Below are 22,261 nucleotides of genomic sequence, written 5' to 3' on the forward strand. Positions count from 1 at the left end.
TGCGGTATTAGCCATCGTTTCCAATGGTTATCCCCCACATCAGGGCATATTCCCAGGCATTACTCACCCGTCCGCCGCTCGCCGCCCAACAAATCCCCCGAAGGTTCAATGTTGTCGCTGCCGCTCGACTTGCATGTGTTAGGCCTGCCGCCAGCGTTCAATCTGAGCCATGATCAAACTCTTCAATTAAAGTTTTGGCTCAATGAAATACTGTTAAATCACTACCGAAGTAATGATTGAATTGACTGTGCCAAATAATAAGTAAACTTACTATTTGTATTGGTCACTCAGTTTCATTGATAATTCTTTTGTTGACTATCATTTCACGAGTGCCCACACAGATTGCATGGTCAAATTGTTAAAGAACGTTAACTCGACACTGCGTGTCGGTTGAGGCTGCGTATCTTACCACCGCCAACCTCCATGTCAACAATTAATTTCAAAATATTTTCTTGAAACTCTTTACTGACAAGGCTTGTTAATAGATAGGTTCTTATTTTAAAGAACTCATCAATTTTAACAAGCAAGGCCGGCAATTCTAATCATTTACACTTTAGAGTCAAGCTCAAAAGTGGCAACAAAACTTAGCAGACCATTCACCAACAAGTTATCCACAATTTGTGAAGAGCTTACTAAGAAGCCGTTATCCCGTTGGTGTGGCGGCATTATAGGGTGACTAGAAGTATTAGCAATGGTTTTTTTGACTTTTTCTGCCAACTGATGGCAAAAGAAACGTAAATCAGGTGAAAAACACAAAAAACGGCCAAAGTAACGCTTCCGGTACCCTTTGTTTATTGAAGCGCAACATTAAGCGTAGACAATATCTGCCTTCTGTGTGGTAGAACCTTCAAAAAAGAGGGCGTATTAGCCCCCTAATATAGTTTAGGTTGGTAGGCTGACAATAAAAGAAGGGTTGAGTAGATCTTCTCGATCATAACGCAATGGGGCATCATCAAGGTTTTTGACCATAGCTCCTGCACTTTCAGCAATACACTGACCCGCTGCAGTATCCCACATCATCGTCGGGCCAAGTCTCGGGTAATATTGAGCTCGTCCTTCTGCCACTAAGCAAAACTTCAACGATGAGCCCACCGCGATTAATTGGTATGTCGACAGCTGTGCCAAAAACTCCTCCATCTTAGGGCTTGGATGAGAGCGACTCCCGACCACAATCGGTGAGTTGGCAGCTTTTACTTTAATTTCCTCTCGTTGATTATTGCTAACGAGCCAAGCCTTATGACCATTGCCTAGCCACGTTTTACCGAGAGCGGGGGCGTGGACAACAGCCATGGTCGGTTGCCCATGTTCAATCAACGCAATATTAACGGTGAACTCACCATTTTTACGAAGGTACTCTTTCGTGCCATCTAAAGGGTCAACTAACCAAAAACGCTGCCAGTGTTTTCTCTCAGACCAAGGGATATGTGCAGACTCTTCAGAGACGATAGGGATATCAGGTGTTAATGCACCCAGTTGTTCTATGATAATTGCATTTACAGCTAGATCGGCTGCGGTAACCGGACTGCGGTCCTCTTTTTCTGACACCTCGATATGAGAATGGTACAGCGCCATAATGGCCTTACCGGCTTCCAATGCAATTTGGTACAGTGATTCAAGCTGGTTTCCCACACATCACTCCTTCCGTTATTCAATAATTTTGCGAGCTCTCAGAGCATCAACGCATTGATCAACTAACAGTCGAACATCATTATGGCCCGCTGATAAGTGAATCTCTGCCTTCAGCGGCTGCTCGTACTCAGAATCAATACCAGTGAACTGTTTGATCTCACCTGCACGTGCTTTTTTATATAGGCCCTTCGGGTCTCGCCTTTCACATTCATCCAGCGGTGTATCGACAAACACTTCCAGAAACTCGCCCGAGGGAAGCATGTCACGTACTAACTGACGCTCGTGACGGTGAGGTGAAATAAACGCGCTTAATGCAATCAAGCCGGCATCGGCCATGAGTTTTGCCACTTCCCCAATACGACGAATATTTTCCCTGCGATCTTCAGCGGAAAACCCAAGGTCTTGGCATAGCCCATGGCGAACATTATCACCGTCTAATAAATAGGTGTGATAGCCCAACTCTGCCAAGCGGTGTTCCAATGCCCCTGCGACCGTCGATTTACCTGCTCCACTAAGCCCTGTAAACCACAATACGCACGGTTGTTGTTTTTTCTGCTCTGCCCGAAAGGCTTTATCGATTGGGTGGGTATGCCAAACAATATTGTCATTATTTGCCGAACGAAAAACCGACGTCATAGCTAACTCCATTTACATATATCATTAAAAAGGAAAAAGTCGCGGTATCAAGGCCAGTACGACCACCGAGTAAACCAATGAGATAGGCAACCCAACACGTAAGTAATCTTTCAGCTTGTAATTACCCACGCTATAGACCAACAAATTAGTTTGATAACCATAAGGAGAAATAAAACTGGCGCTGGCGCCAAATAAAATCGCCATGATGAAAGGCATAGGATCAACGCCATAACTCAGCGATAGACTGTAAGCAATAGGAAATGCCAATGCAGCTGCAGCGTTATTGGTCACAAGCTCCGTTAATACCAAGGTCAGTAGGTACACCGCAACCAAAGCACCGTATATTCCCCACCCCGCAAATCCGGTCATCAGCATATCTCCCATGCGCTCAGAGAGCCCACTAGATAACATCAATTGAGCCAGTGACAAGGCCGAACCAACAATCACGACAATATCAACCGGAAAGCGTCGCCTCAGCTCGGCAAACGTGATCACTCCGAAGGCAATAAGCAACACTAGGTAACCGGCCAATCCCTTGATGATGGGCAACACATTCAATAAAGCTGTCGCAATAACCAGCATGAAACCAAAGAGGACCATCATACTTTTCTGGCTATCCAATCTAGCACTCGAATCCAGCCCGTTCACGAGGACAAATTCGCGATTAAGTTGCTGCTTTTTAGTATTAAAGGTTTTACCCGGTACCACCACCAAGGTATCGCCAGCATGCAATTCAATATTGCCAAGCCCACCAGCTAACCGTTCATGGCCTCGACGAATAGCGACAACAACCGCGTCGAACCGCTCACGAAACTGGACACTCTTTAAAGTCTTGCCACGGATCCCGGCAGAATGACTGACAATAACTTCAAGCATGGACTGACCGTTGAGGTGATGCTGGCCGAAAAGCTGGAGCCCATTAATTTCCTGTAATGTCGTCACACTCTCCACATCACCACAAAAGAGTAAAGTATCACCAGCCTTGAGCTGTGTGTCAGGACAGACCGGCGCCAGTGTTTGGCCATCACGGATGATCTCCGCCAAAAACAACCGCCTTAACGCTCTCAAGCCATTTTCGGCAACACTTTTACCAATCAAAGGGGAGCCCCCAACAACTTTCGCCTCCAAGAAATAAGGAAGATCATCTTGCGAACTCTCGTCATAGATAGGCAGTAAATAACTCAGTGGGATCAATATCAGCAAACCCACAGCCAATACCGCCAAGCCAATGGTCGTCGGCGCAAAAAAACCTAAACTTGGCAACCCGGCATCTTCGACAAAGCTATTGATGATCAAGTTTGTCGAGGTGCCAATCAAGGTAAGCGTCCCGCCCAAAATAGCGGTATAGGATAAGGGGATTAACAAACGCGATGGGGCATGACGCTGATTGCGTTTGATCGCCCCGATTAAAGACACCACGACAGCAGTGTTATTGGTAAAGGAGGACAAGAATGCGGTCGATAGCCCTAATTTAGCCACGACTGTCGATTGCCCCCCACTTGATATTTGTTTCCCGACCCAACTGATCAATCGGGTTTTTTCCAATCCAATAGAAACAAGGATCAGCAGCACCAAAGTCAATAGTGATGAATTGGTAAAATTGCCTGCCAGTGTTGGCAGATCAATCATCCCAGCCTGAAAACCAACAAAGGCCGCTCCAGCAAACAAATATGCGGGCTTGATCCTTGTTGTTAGCAGACAGGTTACAATCACCATCAACATGGTAAGAACCATCCCTTGTTCCCATTGCATCGCCATTATCCCAACAACTTACTGATGTCTTTCGCCTGCCAATGAGGGAAGTGTTTACGGACCAGGGCATTGAGTTCCACTTCGAATGCAGATACCGATGTTGAGGTGAAAGCTTGATCTTCGACGAGTGCTTCTCGCACCATACCAGCGCCAACAGTCACATTGGTTAAGCGGTCGATAACAATGAAGCCACCGGTATCTGAACTATTAAAGTAGGGATCAATGGCGATTGACTCAGTCAGAGTCACTTCACATAAACCAATGCCATTTAACGGCAGGCTGTCAGTGTCAAATGTGCCAAGGTTGTTAATGTCCACCTGATGACGAATGGCTGAAATGCTCCCCACTGTCTTTTTACCAGCCACTTTAATGTCGTACTGCCGCCCCACTTCAAGCGGTGCTTCTGCCATCCACACAATATCAGCCAGTACTCGGTTGCCCAAAGGAACCTCGTTATCGGCAGCAGCCAAAGTATCACCTCGGCTAATATCAATTTCATCGGCCAATGTCAGCGTCACGGCTTGCCCTGCAAAAGCTGTTGGTAAATCCCCGTCAAAGGTTACGATACGCTCAACATGGGATTGCTTACCCGATGGCAATACCTTAATCGCATCGCCTACGTTAATCGTGCCCGATGCGACGGTGCCAGCAAAACCACGGAAGTCCAAATTAGGTCGATTCACATACTGAACCGGTAAACGGAAATCCCCCGCTTGACGGTCAACATTGATGTCCACTGATTCCAACATCGAAAGCAACGATTCACCGCCATACCACGGAGTTTGGTCACTGAGATCGACCACATTATCCCCTTCTAAGGCAGATAGCGGTACCAGCTTGATATCCAGCTGCGGATTGAGTTGCTCGGCAAACGCAAGGTATTCATCACGGATAGATTCAAACCGTGACTGCTCAAAACCCACCAAATCCATTTTATTGATCGCCACAACGAAATGGCGGATCCCCAGTAGACTGGCAATGTAGGAGTGACGACGGGTCTGATCCAATACCCCTTTGCGGGCATCAATCAAGATAACCGCCACATCACAGGTCGAAGCACCCGTCGCCATGTTCCGAGTGTACTGTTCATGCCCCGGCGTATCGGCAATAATGAACTTGCGCTTTTTGGTAGAGAAATAACGATAGGCGACATCAATCGTGATCCCCTGCTCCCGCTCGGCCTGGAGGCCATCGACCAACAGTGCCAAGTCAGGTTTGTCGCCAGTCGTCCCGACCTTCTGGCTATCGGCATGAATGGCAGCCAATTGATCTTCATAAATCTGCTGCGAGTCATGGAGCAGACGACCAATCAAGGTACTCTTTCCATCATCTACCGATCCACACGTCAGAAAACGCAGTAAGGATTTGTTTTGATGCTGATCGAGGTAGGCTTCAATACCCAGCTCAGCCACTTGTTGTTCAATTGCACTATTCATGACTCTCTCCTTAGAAGTATCCCTGACGTTTCTTGAGCTCCATCGAACCGGACTGATCATGATCAATCGCCCGACCTTGGCGCTCACTTGAGGTAGCCACCAGCATTTCTTCAATAATGCCGGGGAGCGTATCGGCCTCTGATTCAATCGCTCCCGTCAGTGGGTAACAGCCCAAGGTTCTGAACCGCACACTCTTTTGCTCTATTTGCTCACCGGGCTGAAGCTCCATCCGGTCATCATCGACCATGATCAACATGCCATCACGCTCAACAACCGGGCGCACAGCCGACAGGTACAAAGGCACAATTTCGATACCTTCGAGGTAGATGTATTGCCAGATATCCAATTCCGTCCAGTTGGATAACGGGAAGACTCGAATACTCTCACCTTTGTTTATCTGGCCGTTGTAAGTCTTCCAGAGTTCCGGTCGTTGGTTCTTGGGATCCCAGGTATGGTTCTTGTCACGGAATGAATACACCCGCTCTTTGGCGCGAGATTTTTCTTCATCACGACGCGCCCCACCAAAAGCGGCATCAAACCCGTATTTATTCAACGCCTGCTTGAGGCCTTGGGTTTTCATGATGTCGGTATGCTTGGATGAGCCATGGGTGAACGGGCCCACCCCCATAGCCAACCCTTCAGGGTTTTTGTGCACCAACAGATCAAAGCCGTATTTCTCGGCGGTCCGGTCACGGAACTCGATCATTTCACGGAATTTCCAATCGGTATCGACATGCAACAGCGGAAACGGGATCTTCCCCGGGTAAAAGGCCTTGCGAGCAAGGTGCAGCATGACCGAGGAGTCCTTACCGATGGAATACATCATGACGGGGTTATCAAACTCGGCGGCAACCTCACGGATAATATGAATACTCTCCGCTTCCAGTTGCTTTAAATGGGTGAATCTTTTCGGGTCCATTACTCTCTCCATGCTAAGCCAGCTTCACCACGGCACCTTGTTCACCCGTATTGGGATTCGCAGGTTGTGGTTGCTTTCCGAACCAATGTAATTTTTCTGATAAATTGACTACCTCACCCACCACGATCAGTGCTGGGGAAGCCGCCTGTTGAGCTAAATCTTCCAACTCTCCGAGTTGGCCTTTGTAAATGTTCTGGGTTGGCTGAGTGCCACGCTCAATAATCGCAACCGGGGTGGAAGCTTCGCGGCCGTGCTGAATCAACTGCTGTTGTATATCTGAGGAATTCATTAGTCCCATATAGATCACCAAGGTCTGATTACCCCGGGCTAGGGTGTGCCAATCGAGCTGATCGCTACCGGCTTTAAGGTGCCCAGTCACAAACATCGCGGTTTGGGCATACTCCCTATGAGTCAATGGAATGCCGGCATACGCCGTCGCCCCTGCAGCCGCAGTGATCCCCGGTACCACCTCAAACGGAATATTGTGGTCAAATAAGACTTCCAGCTCTTCGCCTCCGCGGCCGAAGACAAAAGGATCCCCCCCTTTAAGGCGGACAACACGCTGACCTTTGGCGGCATATTCCACCAGCAAGCGGTTGGTTTCCGCTTGAGGCACGCTGTGAAAGCCCGCTTTCTTACCGACACAAACCCGTTCGGCATCACGGCGGACTAAGTCCATCACCTCATCCGAGACTAGGTAATCGAACAGCACCACATCAGCTTGTTGCAGCAACTGCAGCGCCCTAAGTGTCAGTAGCCCAGCATCACCCGGGCCGGCACCAATCAGAGCCACTTCGCCGCCAGAACGTTGTCCTAGGCTCAATTGCTCCAGCTCCTGCTCAGCCGATTCAATCTGTCCGGCAGCGACCAATGAAGCAAAGCGCCCATTGAAAGCTTGCTCCCAGAAACGGCGACGGGCAGAGAACGATGTGACCGTCTTGGCTAAGCGAGAACGAAAGCGTCCTGCGATCGTTGCTACCTGGCCAAGATGTTGTGGCAGTAATGCCTCGAGTTTTTCACGTATTAATCTTGCCAGTACCGGCGCTTGTCCCGATGACGATACCGCGACAATAATCGGAGAACGGTCGACAACCGATGGAACGATAAAACTGCAGCGTTGGGTATCATCCACCACATTGACCAACACCTGCCTCTGGTTGGCAGATTGGTAAACAAGGGCATTTAACGCCTTACGTTCCGTAGCAGCGATAGCGAGAAAAATGCCATCAAGGTGATGCGGCGAGAATTCCTCGCCCAGATGAGTCAGCTGGCCGTTATCGACCGCTTGCTGAAGAAGAGGTGACAACTCCGGGCTGATGACTTTGACATCGGCCCCTGCCTTGAGCAACATCTTCGCCTTGCGCCAAGCAATATCATTGCCACCGACGACCAAGCACGGTCGGCGCTTTAAATCAGCAAAAATTGGCAGATAGTCCATAAAAGAGTGCCCCTGAGAATCCGTTGATAGAAGCACTATAGTTGCGGTGGTTTATTACCTGAAATTCTTAAATTTCATTTTTTATTCCAAAAAGTTCATCCCAAAATTAATCCCTCGCCACTTCCAGAAAAACAGAGATAAATCAGCTTATTTGGCAAAATGCCTACGATTGTCGGGAAAGGAATGATTCATCACGGTGATATAGGCGATTTACTCATAAGCTATGACTTTTTGGCCTAGGCTTATGCTTAGCCGAAATGTTGTTTTCTGATCCAACCGATTCCAACAACTCGAGAAAATGTGCAGAAAAACGCGATTAATCACACATAAAAGCTATTCTGTTACGCAACTTTGTGAGCGTTTTTGTTACCTTATGCACGCTTTCCTATACCGACACTCACGGAGAAAATTATGAAGTTATCAGCCAAACCCTTATCGATTGCGATTTTGGGCGGCATGCTGGCTATGGCAGGACCGGCTACAGCAGACACCATCAAGCTTCGCATCCTGGAAACAACGGATATCCATACCAATGTCATGGACTATGACTACTACAAAGACAAGCCAACCAAAAAAACTGGCCTAGTCCGTACTGCGACATTGGTTAAGCAAGCCCAGTCTGAAGTAACCAACAGTGTTTTGGTTGATAACGGGGATTTGATCCAAGGCAGCCCAATGGGTGACTACATGGCAGCCAAGGGACTAAACCAAGGCGATATCCACCCAGTTTACAAAGCGATGAACCAACTGAACTACGAAGTGGGTAACATTGGTAACCACGAGTTCAACTACGGCTTAGACTTCTTGGACAAGGCCATTGCAGGGGCGAACTTCCCATACGTCAATGCCAACGTCTACGATCTGAAAACGGGTAAGAACCTATTTACGCCTTACGTGATCAAGTCTCACACGTTCAAGGATACCGATGGTGCAGAGCACGAAGTGAAAATCGGCTACATCGGCTTTGTACCACCGCAAATCCTGATATGGGATAAACGCAACCTAGAAGGTAAGGTCAAGGCTGAAGATATCAAGCAGTCTGCTGAAAAATTCGTCCCTCAGATGAAAGCAGAAGGTGCAGATATCATTGTCGCAATCCCGCACTCTGGCGTGTCGACAGACCCTTACAAAGTCATGGCCGAGAATTCGGTGTACTACCTCACAGAAGTCGAAGGCATCGATGCGATCGCCTTTGGCCACTCGCATGCAGTTTTCCCGAGCAAAGCGTTTGCCAACTTGCCTAATACCGATGTGGAAAAAGGCACCATTAACGGTATTCCTGCCGTCATGCCAGGCCGCTGGGGTGACCACCTAGGCGTGATTGACTTGGTATTGAAGCAAAAAGACGAAAGCTGGACAGTAACCAGTGCACAAACTGAAGCCCGCCCAATCTTCGATAAGATCAAAGGCGAAGCCATCGTTGAAGCCGACGAGAAGATGGTCGAAGCCGTTAAAGCTGAACACGATGGTACCCGCGAGTTTGTCAACCAGCCAATCGGTAAAGCCAACGATGTTATGTACAGCTTCCTGGCTCTGGTTCAGGATGATCCAACGGTACAAATCGTCAGCCTGGCCCAGCAAGATTATGTTGAACGTTTTATCCAGGGCGACCCGGATCTAGACGGTATTCCAGTCTTGTCTGCAGCGGCTCCATTCAAGGCCGGCGGCCGTGGTAACGATCCAACAAACTTTACCGAGGTAGAATCTGGTCAGTTGACCTTCCGTAACGCGGCAGATCTTTACCTGTACCCAAATACCCTCGTGGCCCTGAAAGTCACCGGTAAAGAAGTGAAAGAATGGCTGGAGTGCTCTGCCGGTCAGTTCAACCAAATCGACCTGAACAGCACCAAGCAACAGGGTCTGATCAACTGGGATGGTTTCCGTACCTATAACTTTGATGTTATCGACGGCGTCAACTACACCATCGATGTGTCCCAGCCAGCCCGTTACGATGGCGACTGTAAGCTAATCAACGACAAGGCAGAGCGTATTCAAGATCTGACCTTCAATGGAAAGCCTGTTGACCCAGCTCAGCCATTTATCATCGCCACCAACAACTACCGCGCCTACAGCGGCAAGTTTGCCGGTACCGGTGAAGAGTACATTGCCTTTGCCTCGCCAGATGAAAACCGCACTGTCGTCGCGGATTACATTACCCGCGTCAGCAAAGAGCACGGTGAAGTTACACCAAGCGCGGACAACAACTGGCGTTTTGCTCCATTGAAGAGCGAGAAAGAGCTGAACATCACTTTCGAAACCTCGCCGGGTGACAAAGCGGCCAGCTTTATCAAAGACAAAGCACAGTACCCAATGGAAAAAACCGGTAAAGATGAAATCGGTTTTGCGGTTTACCGAATCGACCTGCAAAAGTAAGTCGGACAGCTAATCGCCCATTAACATACCGCAGCCTCGGCTGCGGTATTTTTTTGATATGATGAAACCACGGTCAATGTGATACCCAACCCTGCGAGCACAAGATGAAAACAGCCCTGACCCAGTATCTCCAAAACCATGGCGCCGATGAGGAGATCATCCTCCAAGCCGTTTCGGCAGCCGAACCGATGGAACTACCAACCCGCCATATCCTGCTCAACCAAGGCGCGCAACCTGAGTATGCCTTTTTTCTGGCCGAAGGCGTTTGCCACGCATGCTACCTAACACCTGAAGGCCGCCATTTTAGCAAGGAGTTTTACTGGGAGCAGGAGCTCATCATCGGTTTTGAAAGCCTGCTGACAGGCCGCCCCTCCGAGTATTTACTGGAGACACTGTCAGCCAGCCAGTTACTGGCACTGCCCCTTGTGCTTATTGAACAATGGAAAACGACCAGCCCTCGCCTCTATATGGACTTGCTTGAGCGACAACTGCTATTTAAGGAGCACAAAGAACGCTTTATGCTCATCCACTCACCGGAAGAAAGATACACCCTATTTTGCGAGCACTTTCCTGAGCTTCAAGCACTACTTGCCGACTACCAAATTGCCTCCTACCTAGGGATCACCGCCACCAGCCTGAGCCGGATCCGAAACCGTTGAAGTGAAGAGCAGCACAAATAACGGTTCAACTTACCTTAAGTTAATGCCAAGCCCATTGGGTTAATTTATCCTGATGGGCAGATGAACCACACCAACCACCAGGAGAATGTGATGCAATGGCAGTGCCTGCGCTTTGACCAACTGACCACACACCAACTTTATGACTTGCTCAAGCTACGTAGCGACGTCTTTGTGGTTGAACAAACTTGCGCGTACCCGGACTTGGATGACCATGACAGAAAAGCCGGAACTTACCATTTGCTCGGCTATCAAGAAGAGACTCTGGTTGCCTACCTACGCCTGTTGCCTGCTGGTACAACCTATGAAGGAGTCAGTATTGGCCGGGTTGTGACTGCGCCGGCTGTTCGCGGACAGGGATTCGGTAACCCCTTGCTTGAGCAGGGACTGGCTATGGCCGAGCAATTCTGGCCGGGGAAAACCATCGAGATAGGCGCCCAGTCGCACTTGCTGCATTACTACCAGCGCTTTGGCTTCGAGACCTTCTCAGAGGAATACCTTGAGGATGGCATCCCGCATATCGATATGCGGATCACCAAATAGCGACAGCAAGACAGTAAAAAAGCCACCGAGGTGGCTTTTTTATTTGTATTTATCTCGCCGTAAATAATGGATTACTGGGTACGGCGAACAAAGCTGCCGTCAGAGCGACGAAAGAACAAGACCGGCTCGCTATTTCTGCGTTCTATTTGCAAAGCATCCAAGCCCCCTTGTGCGGTCTGGCGGTAACGCAACCATTGACCAGCCTTGATCCGGCTTAGGGGTTTGTCATCCCCTTCAATCGCAGCGACCGCATAGAGGTCCGTGAGCGGCAGATTATGCTGGCGGAAAATATTGGCAAGGGTCTCGCCACTTTTGACCTGATAGCGCTGCCAATCAGCGTTCGCTGACTGAGAAGATGAAGACGCCACTGTTTTTTCGGGCTGTTTAGCGACAGGCTTGGAGGCAACAGGCTTACTCTTAACCGGCTCTAACGGTCTAATGTTGGAAGGACGCGGCGGCGATACCGGCTCTTCCCTTTCTCCAGTCACCACACTTTGCGGCGGCTGGCTCTCCAGATTCAGTGACAGCTCACGTCGGACAGGCTCGGATGGCTCAACCTGCACTGTTTGCTTTCCCACTGGCATGATCAATAAGACAGCCGTAACCGGAACCAATACAGCCAATGCACGGCGATGCAGTTTCGGTAACTGCTGCCACTTGTTTTCCAGCGGTGCAAACTTGGCACGGATAGCCGCCCCTCCCTGTTTGAACGCCTCCTTATCAAAGGTGATACGAGGCCACGTAAATTCACTCTTTTTGTTCGAACGGCGTTTGGCCTGTCCCATACACAACACTCCAGCGCTATCTAATTCACGCTATCCATCGACAGCTCGTTACAATGGTTTACCCCTAGGGGGAGAAACTGTTATCCTGCCTGCTTTATTTATTCTACTAAAGAGATGACACCATGTCTGACGTAAAACTAGATACAGTTGAAACTAAAGCAAGCTACGGTATCGGTCTTCAAATGGGCCAGCAGCTAGCACAAAGTGGTCTAGAAGGCCTGAATGTTGCTGCCATCGCCAAAGGTATCGCTACTTCTCTAACTGGCGACATGCCAGAAATCGAAGTTGACGACATCAACAATGCACTACGCGATCTACACACTCGTGCAGAAGCTGTTCGTCAAGAGCAAGCTAAAGCTGCAGCTGCTGAAGGCGAAGCGTTCCTAAAAGATAACGCACTACGCTCAGAAGTTACAGTAACTGAATCTGGTCTTCAGTACGAAGTTCTTGTTGAAGGTAACGGTGAAATTCCAACTTCAGACAAGCAAGTACGCGTTCACTACCACGGCGAACTAACTGACGGTACGGTATTCGACAGCTCTGTATCTCGCGGTCAGCCAGCAGAATTCCCTGTAACTGGCGTAATCGCTGGTTGGGTTGAAGCTCTACAAATGATGCCTGTTGGCTCTAAGTGGAAGCTATGCATCCCACAAGACCTAGCATACGGTGAGCGCGGCGCAGGTGCAGCGATCCCTCCATATGCAGCGCTAGTATTCGAAGTAGAACTACTAGACATCCTTTAATCGCCCTGCGATTACTGACAAAAACGGTGCTTCTGGCACCGTTTTTTATTGGCCTAATCCCACAGCCCTTCCCGTATTATCCTACCCAAAGTTTGTCTCTTTTTATCTTTTAATTCATTTTTTGCCATAGAATTTGGTATCTAACCCGCATTCCTGACTAATCTTTAATGGGAAACCCAATAGCCGACGCCCACATGGAGGATTGCGAAAGATGTACCTATTGACCCGAACTCGAGCCAAAACTTGGCTACTGCTACTTATTGGCAGCTTGCTACTGCCAGCCACCGGCCATGCTTTCAGCCTTTCTGACTTATTCGGCGGCGATGACGAAGAGGCAGCATCAACCCTCAGCAACCCATTGACCGATTTACTCAGCAGCCAACTCGATGTTTCGACTGAGCAGGCCGCTGGCGGAGCCGGCGCCCTGCTTTCCATTGCCGCTAGCCAGCTTGGCGGTGAACAAGCCACTGAGCTGACCCAGATGATCCCAGGGCTGGACTCCCTGACCGGCAGCCTTCCTCCCGGCACCAGTGCATTGCTTGGCAATATGGATACCATCAATCAGGTCTTTAGTGCCCTCGGCATGGATCCCAGCATGGTCAGCCAATTTATTCCGGTTGTCATGCAGTTTCTGGGCGACCAGGGAGCCAGTACACCCCTGCTCGATAACCTAGGAAGTATCTGGCAAGCTGCAGGCTAGCTAACAGCCTTTAAAAATCGCGCGCAAAGATACCGCGCAAGTCCAGCCCTTCTGTCAGCATGATGTAAAAAAGCCTTACCCAGCAATGAGTAAGGCTTATTTTCTGCCGCTACCTAAGCAACCTGAACCCGCTATATACCTGAACCATCGGCTTCGACATCATCTTCATGTAAACCACATTCACGCTTGAGGCCAAAGAATCGGGTTTCCTCTTCCTTCATACCCGGCTGCCACTTTTGGCTGGTATGGATATCACCAATAGAGAGGTACCCCTCATCCTTGAGTGGATGGTAAGGAAGCTTATGCTGGGCCAGATACTGCTCAATGTCCCGGTCGCTCCAATCAATCAGAGGCAGAAACTTGAACAGGCCGTTTTGCACCGCCAGTACCGGTAAAGTCGCCCGGCTTTGTGACTGCTCACGGCGCAATCCGGAGAACCATGTCGACACTCCGAGCTCATCTAAAGCACGGCGCATAGGCTCTACCTTGTTCAGTCGGTTATATTGCTTGATCCCATCAAGCCCCTGCTCCCACAACTTGCCAAATCGCGCTTCCTGCCAATTAGGGCTCAATTCCGCGCGGTAAACATGTAAATTCAACCCTAGGCGAGCAGTCAACTCATCAACAAACTGGTACGTTTCCGGAAAGAGGTAACCAGTATCAGTTAAAATCACCGGGATATCGGACTTGATCCGCGTGACCAAATGCAGCATTACGGCTGACTGAATGCCAAAGCTCGACGCCAAGCCAAACTGCCCAGGCAAATTGCCCAAGGCCCAACGGATGCGTTGTTCGGCGCTCATCACTTCTAGCTGGGCATTAATCTCAGCCAGCTTCAGGATTTGCTCCACCTTGCTGGCTTGCAGCAACGAGGCATATTGGCTATCAGGCATAAAAGTCCCTCTTTGAAATAAGGACCGGCTCAATAATACCGGCACGGATAGTAAAGTCGCCAAAATCTTCCCCTGCTTCCCTTTCCTTAGCCCAACGTCCAACCAGGCTATCTATCTCGGTAAGAATTTGTTCGACAGTAATGTTTTCACGATACATTTTCGGGATCCGGGTACCATTGCGGTTACCACCAAGATGCAGGTTATATCGCCCAGGCGCCTTACCCACCAAGCCGATTTCAGCCAACATCGCCCGGCCACAGCCATTCGGGCAACCGGTAACCCGCAAGATGATGTTGTCATCTTCCGGCAGGCCATGCTTTGCTAACAACTGTTCGATGTCAGTCACAAACTCCGGTAGAAAACGCTCCGCCTCAGCCATTGCCAATGGGCAGGTAGGCAGTGAGACACAGGCCATGGCATTTTTCCGCTGCTCGGAAACGCCCTCATCGATCAGACCATGATCGCGCGCGATCCTCTCGATCTTGTTTTTATCTGCCGCAGGGACACCAGCAACAATCAAATTCTGGTTAGCCGTCATGCGAAAATCCCCTTTATGGATTTTCGCGATCTCCGCCGCCCCTGTTTTCAAAGGCTTGCCCGGGTAATCCAACAAACGACCATTTTCAATAAACAAAGTCAGGTGATGTTTGCCATCAATCCCTTCAACCCAGCCAATACTGTCACCACGCTCGGTAAACTCATATGGCTTACTCGGGGAAAATACAACCCCCGCCCGTTTCTCGACCTCGGCCTTGAATACATCAACACCGACCCGATCCAGCGTGTACTTAGTCTTGGCATTCTTGCGGTTGGAACGGTTACCCCAATCGCGCTGGGTGGTGACGACTGCCGCTGCAACATCGAGGGTTTTCTCCAGCGGAATAAAACCAAAATCATCCGCTTGGCGAGGGTAAGTTGCCTTATCACCATGGGTCATAGCCAGACCGCCGCCCACCAGCACATTGAATCCAACCAACTGGCCCTGTTCGGCAATCGCAACAAAATTCAGATCATTGGCATGGACATCAACATCGTTTTGCGGCGGGATCACCACGGTGGTCTTGAACTTCCTCGGCAGGTAATTGCTACCCAGAATCGGCTCTTCATCTGTGGTTTCCAGCTTTTCACCATCCAGCCAAATCTCGGCATAAGCTCGAGTTTTCGGTAACAGGTGCTCACTGATCTTCTTCGCCCACTCGTAGGCTTCCTGATGCAGTGCCGACTCGACCGGGTTAGTGGTACACAGCACATTTCGGTTCACATCACCGGCGGTGGCAATGGAATCAATCCCGATTTGATTCAGGGTTTGGTGCATCAGCTTGATATTCGGCTTTAGCACACCGTGAAACTGAAAAGTCTGGCGGGTCGTCAGGCGAATACTGCCATAAAGCGAATGCTCCTCGGCAAACTTATCAATCGCCAGCCACTGCTTAGGGGTGATCACCCCACCCGGCATCCGGGCCCGCAACATCACATTATGCAGCGGCTCCAGCTTCTGCTTAGCGCGCTCGGCACGGATATCTCGATCGTCTTGCTGATACATACCGTGAAAACGGATCAACTGAAAGTTATCAGCAGTAAAACCACCGGTGATCCGGTCATCCAAGTTCTCGACGATGGTGCCACGCAGGAAGTTACTTTCACGCTTGAGGCGTTCGTTATCCGACAGTTTTTGCTCGCTCATTAGTACACATCCTTTTGATAACGCTTGCTCTTGCGTAGTTCACTTAAATATTGCTCGGCCTGCTCACGACTTTTGTTCCCCTGCTGTTCGACAATCGAAAGCAGGGCATCGTGGACATCTTTGGCCATACGAGTCGCATCACCGCAGACATAAAAATGGGCACCATCTTGCAACCATTGCCACACTTCTGCCGCATGCTCGAGCAATCGGTGTTGGACATACACCTTTTCAGCCTGATCGCGGCTAAATGCCACATCGATCCGGTCAACCACACCGGATTTCAAATACTTCTGCCATTCAACCTGATACAAGAAATCCTCAGTGAACGTTCGGTCGCCAAAGAACAACCAATTTTTTCCTTCGGCATCACGGTTATCCCGCTCCTGAACAAAGGCACGGAACGGGGCAATACCGGTGCCCGGCCCGACCATGATCACCGGTGTTGTATCATCTGCCGGCAGTTTGAAATGATTGTTGGGTTCGACGAACACCCTTACGCTTTCGCCTTCTTCCAAACGCTGGGCCAAATAGCTAGAGGCCCCACCCTGGCGGGTTTCGTCCCCTTTTTGGTACTCCACCAGTCCAACGGTCAGGTGCACTTCTTCACCCACCTCTTCTTGGCTTGAGGCTATCGAGTACAAACGTGGGGTCAAACGGCGTAGCAAGCCTAGTAATTGTTCTGCGCTCAGAGCCGCCTTTTTCTCACCAAGGACATCAATAACTTGGCTATTGGCAGCGTATTCACGCAGCTTGTCTTTGTCTTCGACCAACTTGGCCAGTTTTTTACTGCCAGAAAGTTCGGCGTATTTCGTCACCAGTTGCGGGTTGGCCAGCGTAATTTCATAGTGGTGGATCAAGGCATCACGCAGCGACACCGACTCACCATCAACCTCAACCAACTCGTCGGCCGCTAAGCCAGCCCTATTCAGAATCGCCTCGGCCAAGACCGGAGAATTGTCGTACCACACTCCCAGCGCATCACCCGGCTGGTAGCTAAGGCCGGAGCCCTCAAGATCGATTTCCACATGGCGGACATCTTTGCCCGACTGCCGGCCGGTTATTTTCTGGCTAGTCAGCAACGCCGCAGGGTAAGGGTTTTTCTTGTTGTAAGCCGATACGACGGGAGTAGCCTGGCCTACCGGCAACTGGACAACATCCGCTTCGCCGGATGCCAGATCAGATTTCAGGGTTTCCTCAACTTTACCCAATGCCTCAGCGCGCCACTGCGCAGCCTCTGACTCATAGTCGACATCACAATCGAGACGAGGCAGAAACGCCGTTGCCCCAAGTTTTCCGAGGAAGGCATCAAAGTCTTTGGCGGTCTGGCAGAAATACTCGTAGCTGGAGTCACCCAAGCCAATCACCGCGTATTGCAAATTAGGCAGTTTCGGGGCCTTCTTCGATTGCAGGAATTCATGCAGCTCAATAGCATCATCGGGCGCCTCTCCCTCACCATGGGTTGAGGCCACAATAATGACATGGGTCTCCTTGGCGAGGTTTTTCCCCTTGTAATCCCCGGTAGCAAACACCTCAGCCTTGATGCCTTTGGCATCGGCTTCGTCTTTCAGCTGTTCAGCCACCCCTTTGGCATTCCCGGTCTGGGAGGCATAAATGATGGTCAGCTTACCGGCAGGCTGATTGCTGGTTGCTAATGCGGGTGCCTGAGAAGGCTGAGCCTGATCAGCCACCTGAGTTTGGCTAAGGCCCCAAAAATAACCACTGATCCACGCCAACTGTTGTGGCGATAGCTCGGCAGCAGCCTGCTGTAGTTGACCTATTTGCTGATCATTGAGCGGGCTGGCCAAAGCTGAAAGTTCCTTAAGTAACATGACACGACGATCCCTATACATTGCGTATGGGTTAGATTAGCTACTCAGGGAAATAACAAGAAAGAATAGATAAGAATGTTTTATAACGATTTGTAAGGGTGGCAGGAAAAAACTGCAGCTCACGCTGCAGTTTTTCTTTGTATTCAAAACGTATCGGCTATCCTCACTTGGTGAAAACCAACCTCGAATGCCCGCTCAGTGGCCGTATCAATGTCGTGATAGCACTTTTCACTCCCCGACCCATCGGTTAGAGGAACAAAGCCGCCCCGGCGATGGCGAAACTCGACAATCCATCCATTCGCCTGAATGGAGGGTTCAATTACGGCTTCCACTATATCGCTATTGGTATAGAGGTTCTGCAATTCTGTTAACGTCATAAGCCTCTGCCCCCTTCCAGTTGCACCTTTTATAAAAATGGTACAAAAACGAGAAAATAGGCAACAAAAAAGCCACGATTTCTCGTGGCTTTGGAATAGATGTGCTATTTGAGTCGCTTAGATATCTATCTCTGCACCTAGGAACCAACCATCAGCGAAGAATTCACCGCCGTTAGAACCCTTGATGAAGTCAAAGTCGTAGTCCATCACACGGTAGCCTGCACGCAGGTTCAGATCTGCCGCTACCAGTGGGATGCTCCACTTCACGCCGGCCTGGCCGTCTACGGTGCTGGTGCTGTCGTAGTTGCCGAAGTTAAGATCACCGAACAGTGATACTGGCGTCATTGGGATACCCAGCTCTACGTTACCGTAGATGTTTGGCTGCCACTCGCTGAAGTTCTCACCATCGAACTTGCCCGAGTTGAACTTGCTCATGGTCACACCGATATCGAATGCCACGGCATCGTTATCCAGGATCTCGTAGTACGCGGTGTAATCCGTTTGACCGAATGAAACATTACCATTGTCGACATCGGTGTAACGCAAACGGAAGTTTGGCACCAAAGGAACGAAGTGCTCAAACGCCACATAGTAAGAGCCTGAAGTATTGCTATCAGAGTCACTACGGCTATCATTAACCTTGGCATCGGTGAACCAAGCATCGGCACCGGCTTTCACCCCAAAAAGCGTTGCTGCTTGGGCAGGTACTGCCGCAGACAGTGCAACTGCAGCGGCTACCGCAGAAAGCGCTAATTTATTCATTTCGAGTCTCCGCTCTTTATTAGTATTTAGATAAAAAACGGCCAGACTATATCAGAAGCCGGTTAATAAAACTGCACCTGTAATGTCAATCATCTAGTTTCTTTTCAAAATTTTACATTCTTTTTTATGGTCTAATTTCCTACCACTGTCAGCGGTAATAACGCTTTCTGTGCGTTTGCTCGGCCTTATACTCACGATAAAACCATACCCCGACAGCAATCAGCAGCAACCAAGGCAGCAGTTTAAACATCACCCCAATCATGCCCGCGACCGCCATGACCACAAAGCCTGCGGCAACCGCCAACGCCATCCCCAGAATACTCACACCGGTACAGACCAGCACCACCGCAAACACCAGCAAAAATAGAAACTCAATCATCGCTCTCTCCTTCGACATCCAGTAAGCATCATTAGCAATATCATTGCCTTGTATAATCTAGACACTGCACAAAGTAGACCAAGTTGTAAAAAAAGCACTTTCCTAATAAAAATCAGCACATTAAAAAAGGCACACCGTAATACGGTATGCCTTCAAAATATTTAGCTTGGTATAATTCGCCAACTTTTAGGCTTAATTCACCACTGTGAACCCCTAGGCTTAAACATCAAGGTGAGCCGGGATCTTCGCCATCGCCTGCTGCAGTACCTCGATACCAGAACCTGGTTTATGGGCATTTTCACTGATATGACGGCGCCACTGTCGTGCACCCGGCATACCTTGGAACAAGCCCAGCATATGGCGGCTGATATGGTTCAGGTAAGCCCCCTTAGCCAACTCACGCTCAATATACGGGAACATAGCTTCCACAATTTCGCGGCGCTTTTTCACCGGCTTGTCAGAGCCATACAAACGCTGATCAACCTCAGCCAGCAAGTAGGGGTTTTGGTAAGCTTCACGGCCAACCATGACGCCATCCATGTGCTGAAGGTGCGCTTCAATCTCTTCCATGGTCTTCACACCACCATTGATACCCATGGTCAGGTGTGGGAAGTCTTTCTTCAGCTGGTACACACGCGGGTAATCCAATGGTGGGATCTCGCGGTTTTCCTTCGGACTCAAACCACTCAGCCAAGCTTTGCGAGCATGAATGGTAAAATCTTCACAGCCGCTTTTTTCGCTGACGGTGCGGATAAAGTCGGTCAGAAACTCATATGAATCCTGATCATCAATACCAATTCGGGTCTTTACCGATACCGGAATATCCGCTACTTCGCGCATTGCAGACACACACTGTGCCACCAAATCGGCCTCGCCCATTAGGCATGCACCGAAACGACCATTCTGCACGCGATCAGACGGGCAACCGACGTTAAGGTTAATCTCGTCATAACCGCGCTCTGCAGCCAGCTTGGCACACTGGGCCAGATCGACCGGGTTTGAACCACCCAGTTGCAACACTAACGGGTGCTCTTCTTCGTTGTAGGCCAGGTAGTCGCCCTTGCCATAGATAATGGCTCCTGTGGTCACCATTTCGGTATAAAGCTGAGTACGCTCACTGAGCAAACGGTGGAAATAACGGCAATGGCGGTCAGTCCAATCGAGCATTGGCGCAATAGATAAACGACAGTCTGGGTATTGACCCAACTGTGGTTGCTCATCATTAGACTGTTCGTTCATTACAACAGCAGTATCTGTCATCGGAAAACCTCATTATCGACCGCTAAATCTCTCGTTCCAGAAGCTTGGGGGAAGGATCCTCCCTCACCATGGATCTCACAACGCTGCAAGGAGGCGGATTCTACCCTATTCCTGCCTTGATCCCAAATACCGCCGAAATTCCCCCAGAGATGTAGGTGACTCTGACTGTAAACCACCACAAACAAGTGGCTTATCTAGTAGTATTTGGTACATGACAACCCTTTTGATAAACGTCATAAAGAAAACAAAAACAACAACTTAAAAACACCACATTCATCACCCACAGCTCATTCACCACTTTGGTAACAGCAACCCAAAGAAAAAACCAAGAAAGCTGCACACATACCGTAAGCTACTGAATTTTATAGATTAACAATAAACACCAACTAACAACCAAAACACATGTTCACCTTTTCGCTGAAATGAGACATAAAAGATGCGCGCTTATGTTGCGATGAATATGGATCAACACCCTAGGTAAAATGATCATTGCAGGCCAATTGATCCAACCTAAAAGATCATCATAAGCCAAATACTAATAGCAAAAGGATCATTACATTAAAAAAACTAATTGTATAAAGATCATCATGGGCAAAATGGTTAATAATAATTTTCACAACAAAATATAAGCAATTGATTTTAAAGAATTTAGAAGAAAGATACTAATAGGCAAATTGCCTTTATAGCTTATTGAGAAAAAAACAAGAAAAGCTGCACAACCAATTAACCCCTTTACTTTTCAACAAGTTAACTTAAAACCAGAACACCACAGCGCAACCGTTCAGCTTTTTGGTGACTTTAACACAAAAAGCTAAACACCAATGAATTAGGATACTTGCCACTGACCCATAAGCCTCTTCCCCCTCTCCCGTTTTCAGGCGTGATTAACGGAATCGCCATAACAAAGGTCACTTTGGGCATGAGTGTGGTAATATGTAAGACTTATCGCTTGTATTTTGAGGTTATATGGCAAATAAAGGTCAGTTACTGGCAACCGCCAAGCAGCTCTGTGAGCAACGAGGAGTAAGACTGACACCTCAAAGACTGAAAGTTCTGGCGCTGATCATTGAACACCACAGTTCCATCAGTGCCTATGAACTCTTGGATTTGCTGCGCGAAAGCGAACCCCAAGCCAAACCGCCGACGGTTTACCGAGCGCTGGACTTTCTTCTTGCCCAAGGCTTTGTCCACAAAGTCGAGTCAACCAATAGCTATATTGCCTGTTGCTTACTGGGCCACGCAGATCATTGTTCCCAGCTTCTTATCTGTAGCCAGTGCGGTAACGTCGAAGAGTGCCACGACGAAGAACTTGCCAAACTTCTTCGCCAGCGTGCCGAGCAACGAGGCTTTGAGGTCACTAACCATGTCGTTGAAAGCCATGGTGTTTGCCAGCATTGTAAAAACAAGTAAGTTATTTTATTCAGACAGAGATCGTCGTTATTAAAT

General features: G+C 49.1%; 20 protein-coding genes and 1 rRNA gene. 6 read left to right on the plus strand and 15 right to left on the minus strand.

The features are described 5' to 3' along the window. From L4D79_RS24765 to cysG, 7 genes are all read right to left on the minus strand, one after another. A 16S ribosomal RNA gene (locus L4D79_RS24765) occupies positions 1-189 on the minus strand; the annotation flags it as partial. A gap of 693 nt (positions 190-882) precedes the next feature. Continuing rightward, positions 883-1,629, minus strand: a complete 747-nt coding sequence (gene cysQ / locus L4D79_RS24770) for a 3'(2'),5'-bisphosphate nucleotidase CysQ (RefSeq protein ID WP_428655480.1) — start codon at positions 1,627-1,629, stop codon at positions 883-885. A 15-nt stretch (positions 1,630-1,644) separates the two neighbouring features. Beyond that, positions 1,645-2,265: an adenylyl-sulfate kinase gene (gene cysC / locus L4D79_RS24775; protein ID WP_428655482.1), complete on the minus strand. Its 621-nt coding sequence runs from the start codon at positions 2,263-2,265 to the stop codon at positions 1,645-1,647. Between the two features lie 24 nt (positions 2,266-2,289). Further along, a complete protein-coding gene (locus L4D79_RS24780) occupies positions 2,290-4,017 on the minus strand; it encodes an SLC13 family permease (protein WP_428655484.1) in 1,728 nt (575 codons plus the stop codon). Positions 4,018-4,022: 5 nt separating this feature from the next. Next, a complete protein-coding gene (cysN, locus tag L4D79_RS24785) occupies positions 4,023-5,453 on the minus strand; it encodes a sulfate adenylyltransferase subunit CysN (RefSeq protein WP_428655486.1) in 1,431 nt (476 codons plus the stop codon). Positions 5,454-5,463: 10 nt separating this feature from the next. Further along, positions 5,464-6,372, minus strand: coding sequence for a sulfate adenylyltransferase subunit CysD (gene cysD / locus L4D79_RS24790; protein WP_428655489.1), 909 nt, complete (start codon positions 6,370-6,372; stop codon positions 5,464-5,466). 13 nt (positions 6,373-6,385) lie between these two features. Beyond that, positions 6,386-7,810 carry a siroheme synthase CysG gene (gene cysG, locus L4D79_RS24795; RefSeq protein WP_428655491.1) on the minus strand — a complete coding sequence of 475 codons (1,425 nt, stop codon included), beginning with the start codon at positions 7,808-7,810 and terminating at the stop codon, positions 6,386-6,388. 411 nt (positions 7,811-8,221) lie between these two features. Here cysG and L4D79_RS24800 point away from each other — a divergent pair, with 411 nt between their 5' ends. From L4D79_RS24800 to L4D79_RS24810, 3 genes are all read left to right on the plus strand, one after another. Further along, positions 8,222-10,183, plus strand: a complete 1,962-nt coding sequence (locus L4D79_RS24800; protein ID WP_428655494.1) for a bifunctional 2',3'-cyclic-nucleotide 2'-phosphodiesterase/3'-nucleotidase — start codon at positions 8,222-8,224, stop codon at positions 10,181-10,183. A gap of 104 nt (positions 10,184-10,287) precedes the next feature. Next, a complete protein-coding gene (locus L4D79_RS24805) occupies positions 10,288-10,842 on the plus strand; it encodes a Crp/Fnr family transcriptional regulator (protein WP_428655497.1) in 555 nt (184 codons plus the stop codon). A gap of 108 nt (positions 10,843-10,950) precedes the next feature. Next, on the plus strand, positions 10,951-11,403 hold the full coding sequence (locus L4D79_RS24810; RefSeq protein ID WP_428655694.1) for a GNAT family N-acetyltransferase: 453 nt from the start codon (positions 10,951-10,953) through the stop codon (positions 11,401-11,403). Between the two features lie 71 nt (positions 11,404-11,474). Here L4D79_RS24810 and L4D79_RS24815 read toward each other — a convergent pair whose 3' ends face one another. Further along, positions 11,475-12,188: a LysM-like peptidoglycan-binding domain-containing protein gene (locus L4D79_RS24815; protein ID WP_428655499.1), complete on the minus strand. Its 714-nt coding sequence runs from the start codon at positions 12,186-12,188 to the stop codon at positions 11,475-11,477. 122 nt (positions 12,189-12,310) lie between these two features. On the opposite strand from L4D79_RS24815, the gene bamJ reads away from it, so the two are divergent. Both bamJ and L4D79_RS24825 read left to right on the plus strand, forming a co-directional pair. Further along, positions 12,311-12,931, plus strand: a complete 621-nt coding sequence (bamJ, locus tag L4D79_RS24820) for a BamJ family beta-barrel-assembly machinery protein (protein WP_428655501.1) — start codon at positions 12,311-12,313, stop codon at positions 12,929-12,931. A 211-nt stretch (positions 12,932-13,142) separates the two neighbouring features. Beyond that, positions 13,143-13,631, plus strand: coding sequence for a DUF2780 domain-containing protein (locus L4D79_RS24825; protein WP_428655503.1), 489 nt, complete (start codon positions 13,143-13,145; stop codon positions 13,629-13,631). Positions 13,632-13,762: 131 nt separating this feature from the next. Here the strand turns inward: L4D79_RS24825 and L4D79_RS24830 are convergent, their stop codons facing one another. The 7 genes from L4D79_RS24830 to dusA all read right to left on the minus strand — a co-directional run bounded on the left by L4D79_RS24830 (position 13,763) and on the right by dusA (position 20,794). Next, the gene (locus L4D79_RS24830; protein ID WP_428655505.1) at positions 13,763-14,524 is read right to left on the minus strand and encodes a phosphoadenylyl-sulfate reductase; all 762 of its coding nucleotides are present in this window, start codon (positions 14,522-14,524) and stop codon (positions 13,763-13,765) included. Then, positions 14,517-16,208 (minus strand): assimilatory sulfite reductase (NADPH) hemoprotein subunit, encoded by a 1,692-nt coding sequence (gene cysI / locus L4D79_RS24835; protein ID WP_428655507.1) that lies wholly within the window; start codon positions 16,206-16,208, stop codon positions 14,517-14,519. Before cysI ends, L4D79_RS24830 begins: the two co-directional genes overlap by 8 nt. Next, entirely contained in the window at positions 16,208-18,037 is a 1,830-nt protein-coding gene (locus L4D79_RS24840; RefSeq protein WP_428655509.1) for an assimilatory sulfite reductase (NADPH) flavoprotein subunit, read from the minus strand. Before L4D79_RS24840 ends, cysI begins: the two co-directional genes overlap by 1 nt. 143 nt (positions 18,038-18,180) lie before the next feature. Then, positions 18,181-18,414: a thymidylate kinase gene (locus L4D79_RS24845; RefSeq protein ID WP_255044259.1), complete on the minus strand. Its 234-nt coding sequence runs from the start codon at positions 18,412-18,414 to the stop codon at positions 18,181-18,183. Between the two features lie 117 nt (positions 18,415-18,531). Further along, on the minus strand, positions 18,532-19,176 hold the full coding sequence (locus L4D79_RS24850) for a TIGR04219 family outer membrane beta-barrel protein (protein ID WP_428655512.1): 645 nt from the start codon (positions 19,174-19,176) through the stop codon (positions 18,532-18,534). A 148-nt stretch (positions 19,177-19,324) separates the two neighbouring features. Beyond that, the gene (pspG, locus tag L4D79_RS24855) at positions 19,325-19,555 is read right to left on the minus strand and encodes an envelope stress response protein PspG (RefSeq protein WP_428655514.1); all 231 of its coding nucleotides are present in this window, start codon (positions 19,553-19,555) and stop codon (positions 19,325-19,327) included. Between the two features lie 219 nt (positions 19,556-19,774). After that, the gene (gene dusA, locus L4D79_RS24860) at positions 19,775-20,794 is read right to left on the minus strand and encodes a tRNA dihydrouridine(20/20a) synthase DusA (protein ID WP_428655696.1); all 1,020 of its coding nucleotides are present in this window, start codon (positions 20,792-20,794) and stop codon (positions 19,775-19,777) included. A 987-nt stretch (positions 20,795-21,781) separates the two neighbouring features. On the opposite strand from dusA, the gene zur reads away from it, so the two are divergent. Continuing rightward, entirely contained in the window at positions 21,782-22,225 is a 444-nt protein-coding gene (gene zur / locus L4D79_RS24865; RefSeq protein WP_428655516.1) for a zinc uptake transcriptional repressor Zur, read from the plus strand. The last annotated feature ends 36 nt before the right edge of the window (positions 22,226-22,261 follow it).

Origin of the sequence: Photobacterium satsumensis, assembly GCF_050336935.1 — a bacterium.
Lineage (GTDB): Bacteria > Pseudomonadota > Gammaproteobacteria > Enterobacterales > Vibrionaceae > Photobacterium > Photobacterium satsumensis.

Bases quoted from the DNA above. Each gene is read 5' to 3' on its own strand.
- cysC (WP_428655482.1), bottom strand. From the start codon at position 2,265: ATGACGTCGGTTTTTCGTTCGGCAAATAATGACAATATTGTTTGGCAT.
- L4D79_RS24780 (WP_428655484.1), bottom strand. From the start codon at position 4,017: ATGCAATGGGAACAAGGGATGGTTCTTACCATGTTGATGGTGATTGTA.
- cysN (WP_428655486.1), bottom strand. From the start codon at position 5,453: ATGAATAGTGCAATTGAACAACAAGTGGCTGAGCTGGGTATTGAAGCC.
- cysD (WP_428655489.1), bottom strand. From the start codon at position 6,372: ATGGACCCGAAAAGATTCACCCATTTAAAGCAACTGGAAGCGGAGAGT.
- cysG (WP_428655491.1), bottom strand. From the start codon at position 7,810: ATGGACTATCTGCCAATTTTTGCTGATTTAAAGCGCCGACCGTGCTTG.
- L4D79_RS24800 (WP_428655494.1), top strand. From the start codon at position 8,222: ATGAAGTTATCAGCCAAACCCTTATCGATTGCGATTTTGGGCGGCATG.
- L4D79_RS24805 (WP_428655497.1), top strand. From the start codon at position 10,288: ATGAAAACAGCCCTGACCCAGTATCTCCAAAACCATGGCGCCGATGAG.
- L4D79_RS24815 (WP_428655499.1), bottom strand. From the start codon at position 12,188: ATGGGACAGGCCAAACGCCGTTCGAACAAAAAGAGTGAATTTACGTGG.
- bamJ (WP_428655501.1), top strand. From the start codon at position 12,311: ATGTCTGACGTAAAACTAGATACAGTTGAAACTAAAGCAAGCTACGGT.
- L4D79_RS24825 (WP_428655503.1), top strand. From the start codon at position 13,143: ATGTACCTATTGACCCGAACTCGAGCCAAAACTTGGCTACTGCTACTT.
- L4D79_RS24830 (WP_428655505.1), bottom strand. From the start codon at position 14,524: ATGCCTGATAGCCAATATGCCTCGTTGCTGCAAGCCAGCAAGGTGGAG.
- cysI (WP_428655507.1), bottom strand. From the start codon at position 16,208: ATGAGCGAGCAAAAACTGTCGGATAACGAACGCCTCAAGCGTGAAAGT.
- L4D79_RS24840 (WP_428655509.1), bottom strand. From the start codon at position 18,037: ATGTTACTTAAGGAACTTTCAGCTTTGGCCAGCCCGCTCAATGATCAG.
- L4D79_RS24845 (WP_255044259.1), bottom strand. From the start codon at position 18,414: ATGACGTTAACAGAATTGCAGAACCTCTATACCAATAGCGATATAGTG.
- L4D79_RS24850 (WP_428655512.1), bottom strand. From the start codon at position 19,176: ATGAATAAATTAGCGCTTTCTGCGGTAGCCGCTGCAGTTGCACTGTCT.
- pspG (WP_428655514.1), bottom strand. From the start codon at position 19,555: ATGATTGAGTTTCTATTTTTGCTGGTGTTTGCGGTGGTGCTGGTCTGT.
- dusA (WP_428655696.1), bottom strand. From the start codon at position 20,794: ATGAACGAACAGTCTAATGATGAGCAACCACAGTTGGGTCAATACCCA.
- zur (WP_428655516.1), top strand. From the start codon at position 21,782: ATGGCAAATAAAGGTCAGTTACTGGCAACCGCCAAGCAGCTCTGTGAG.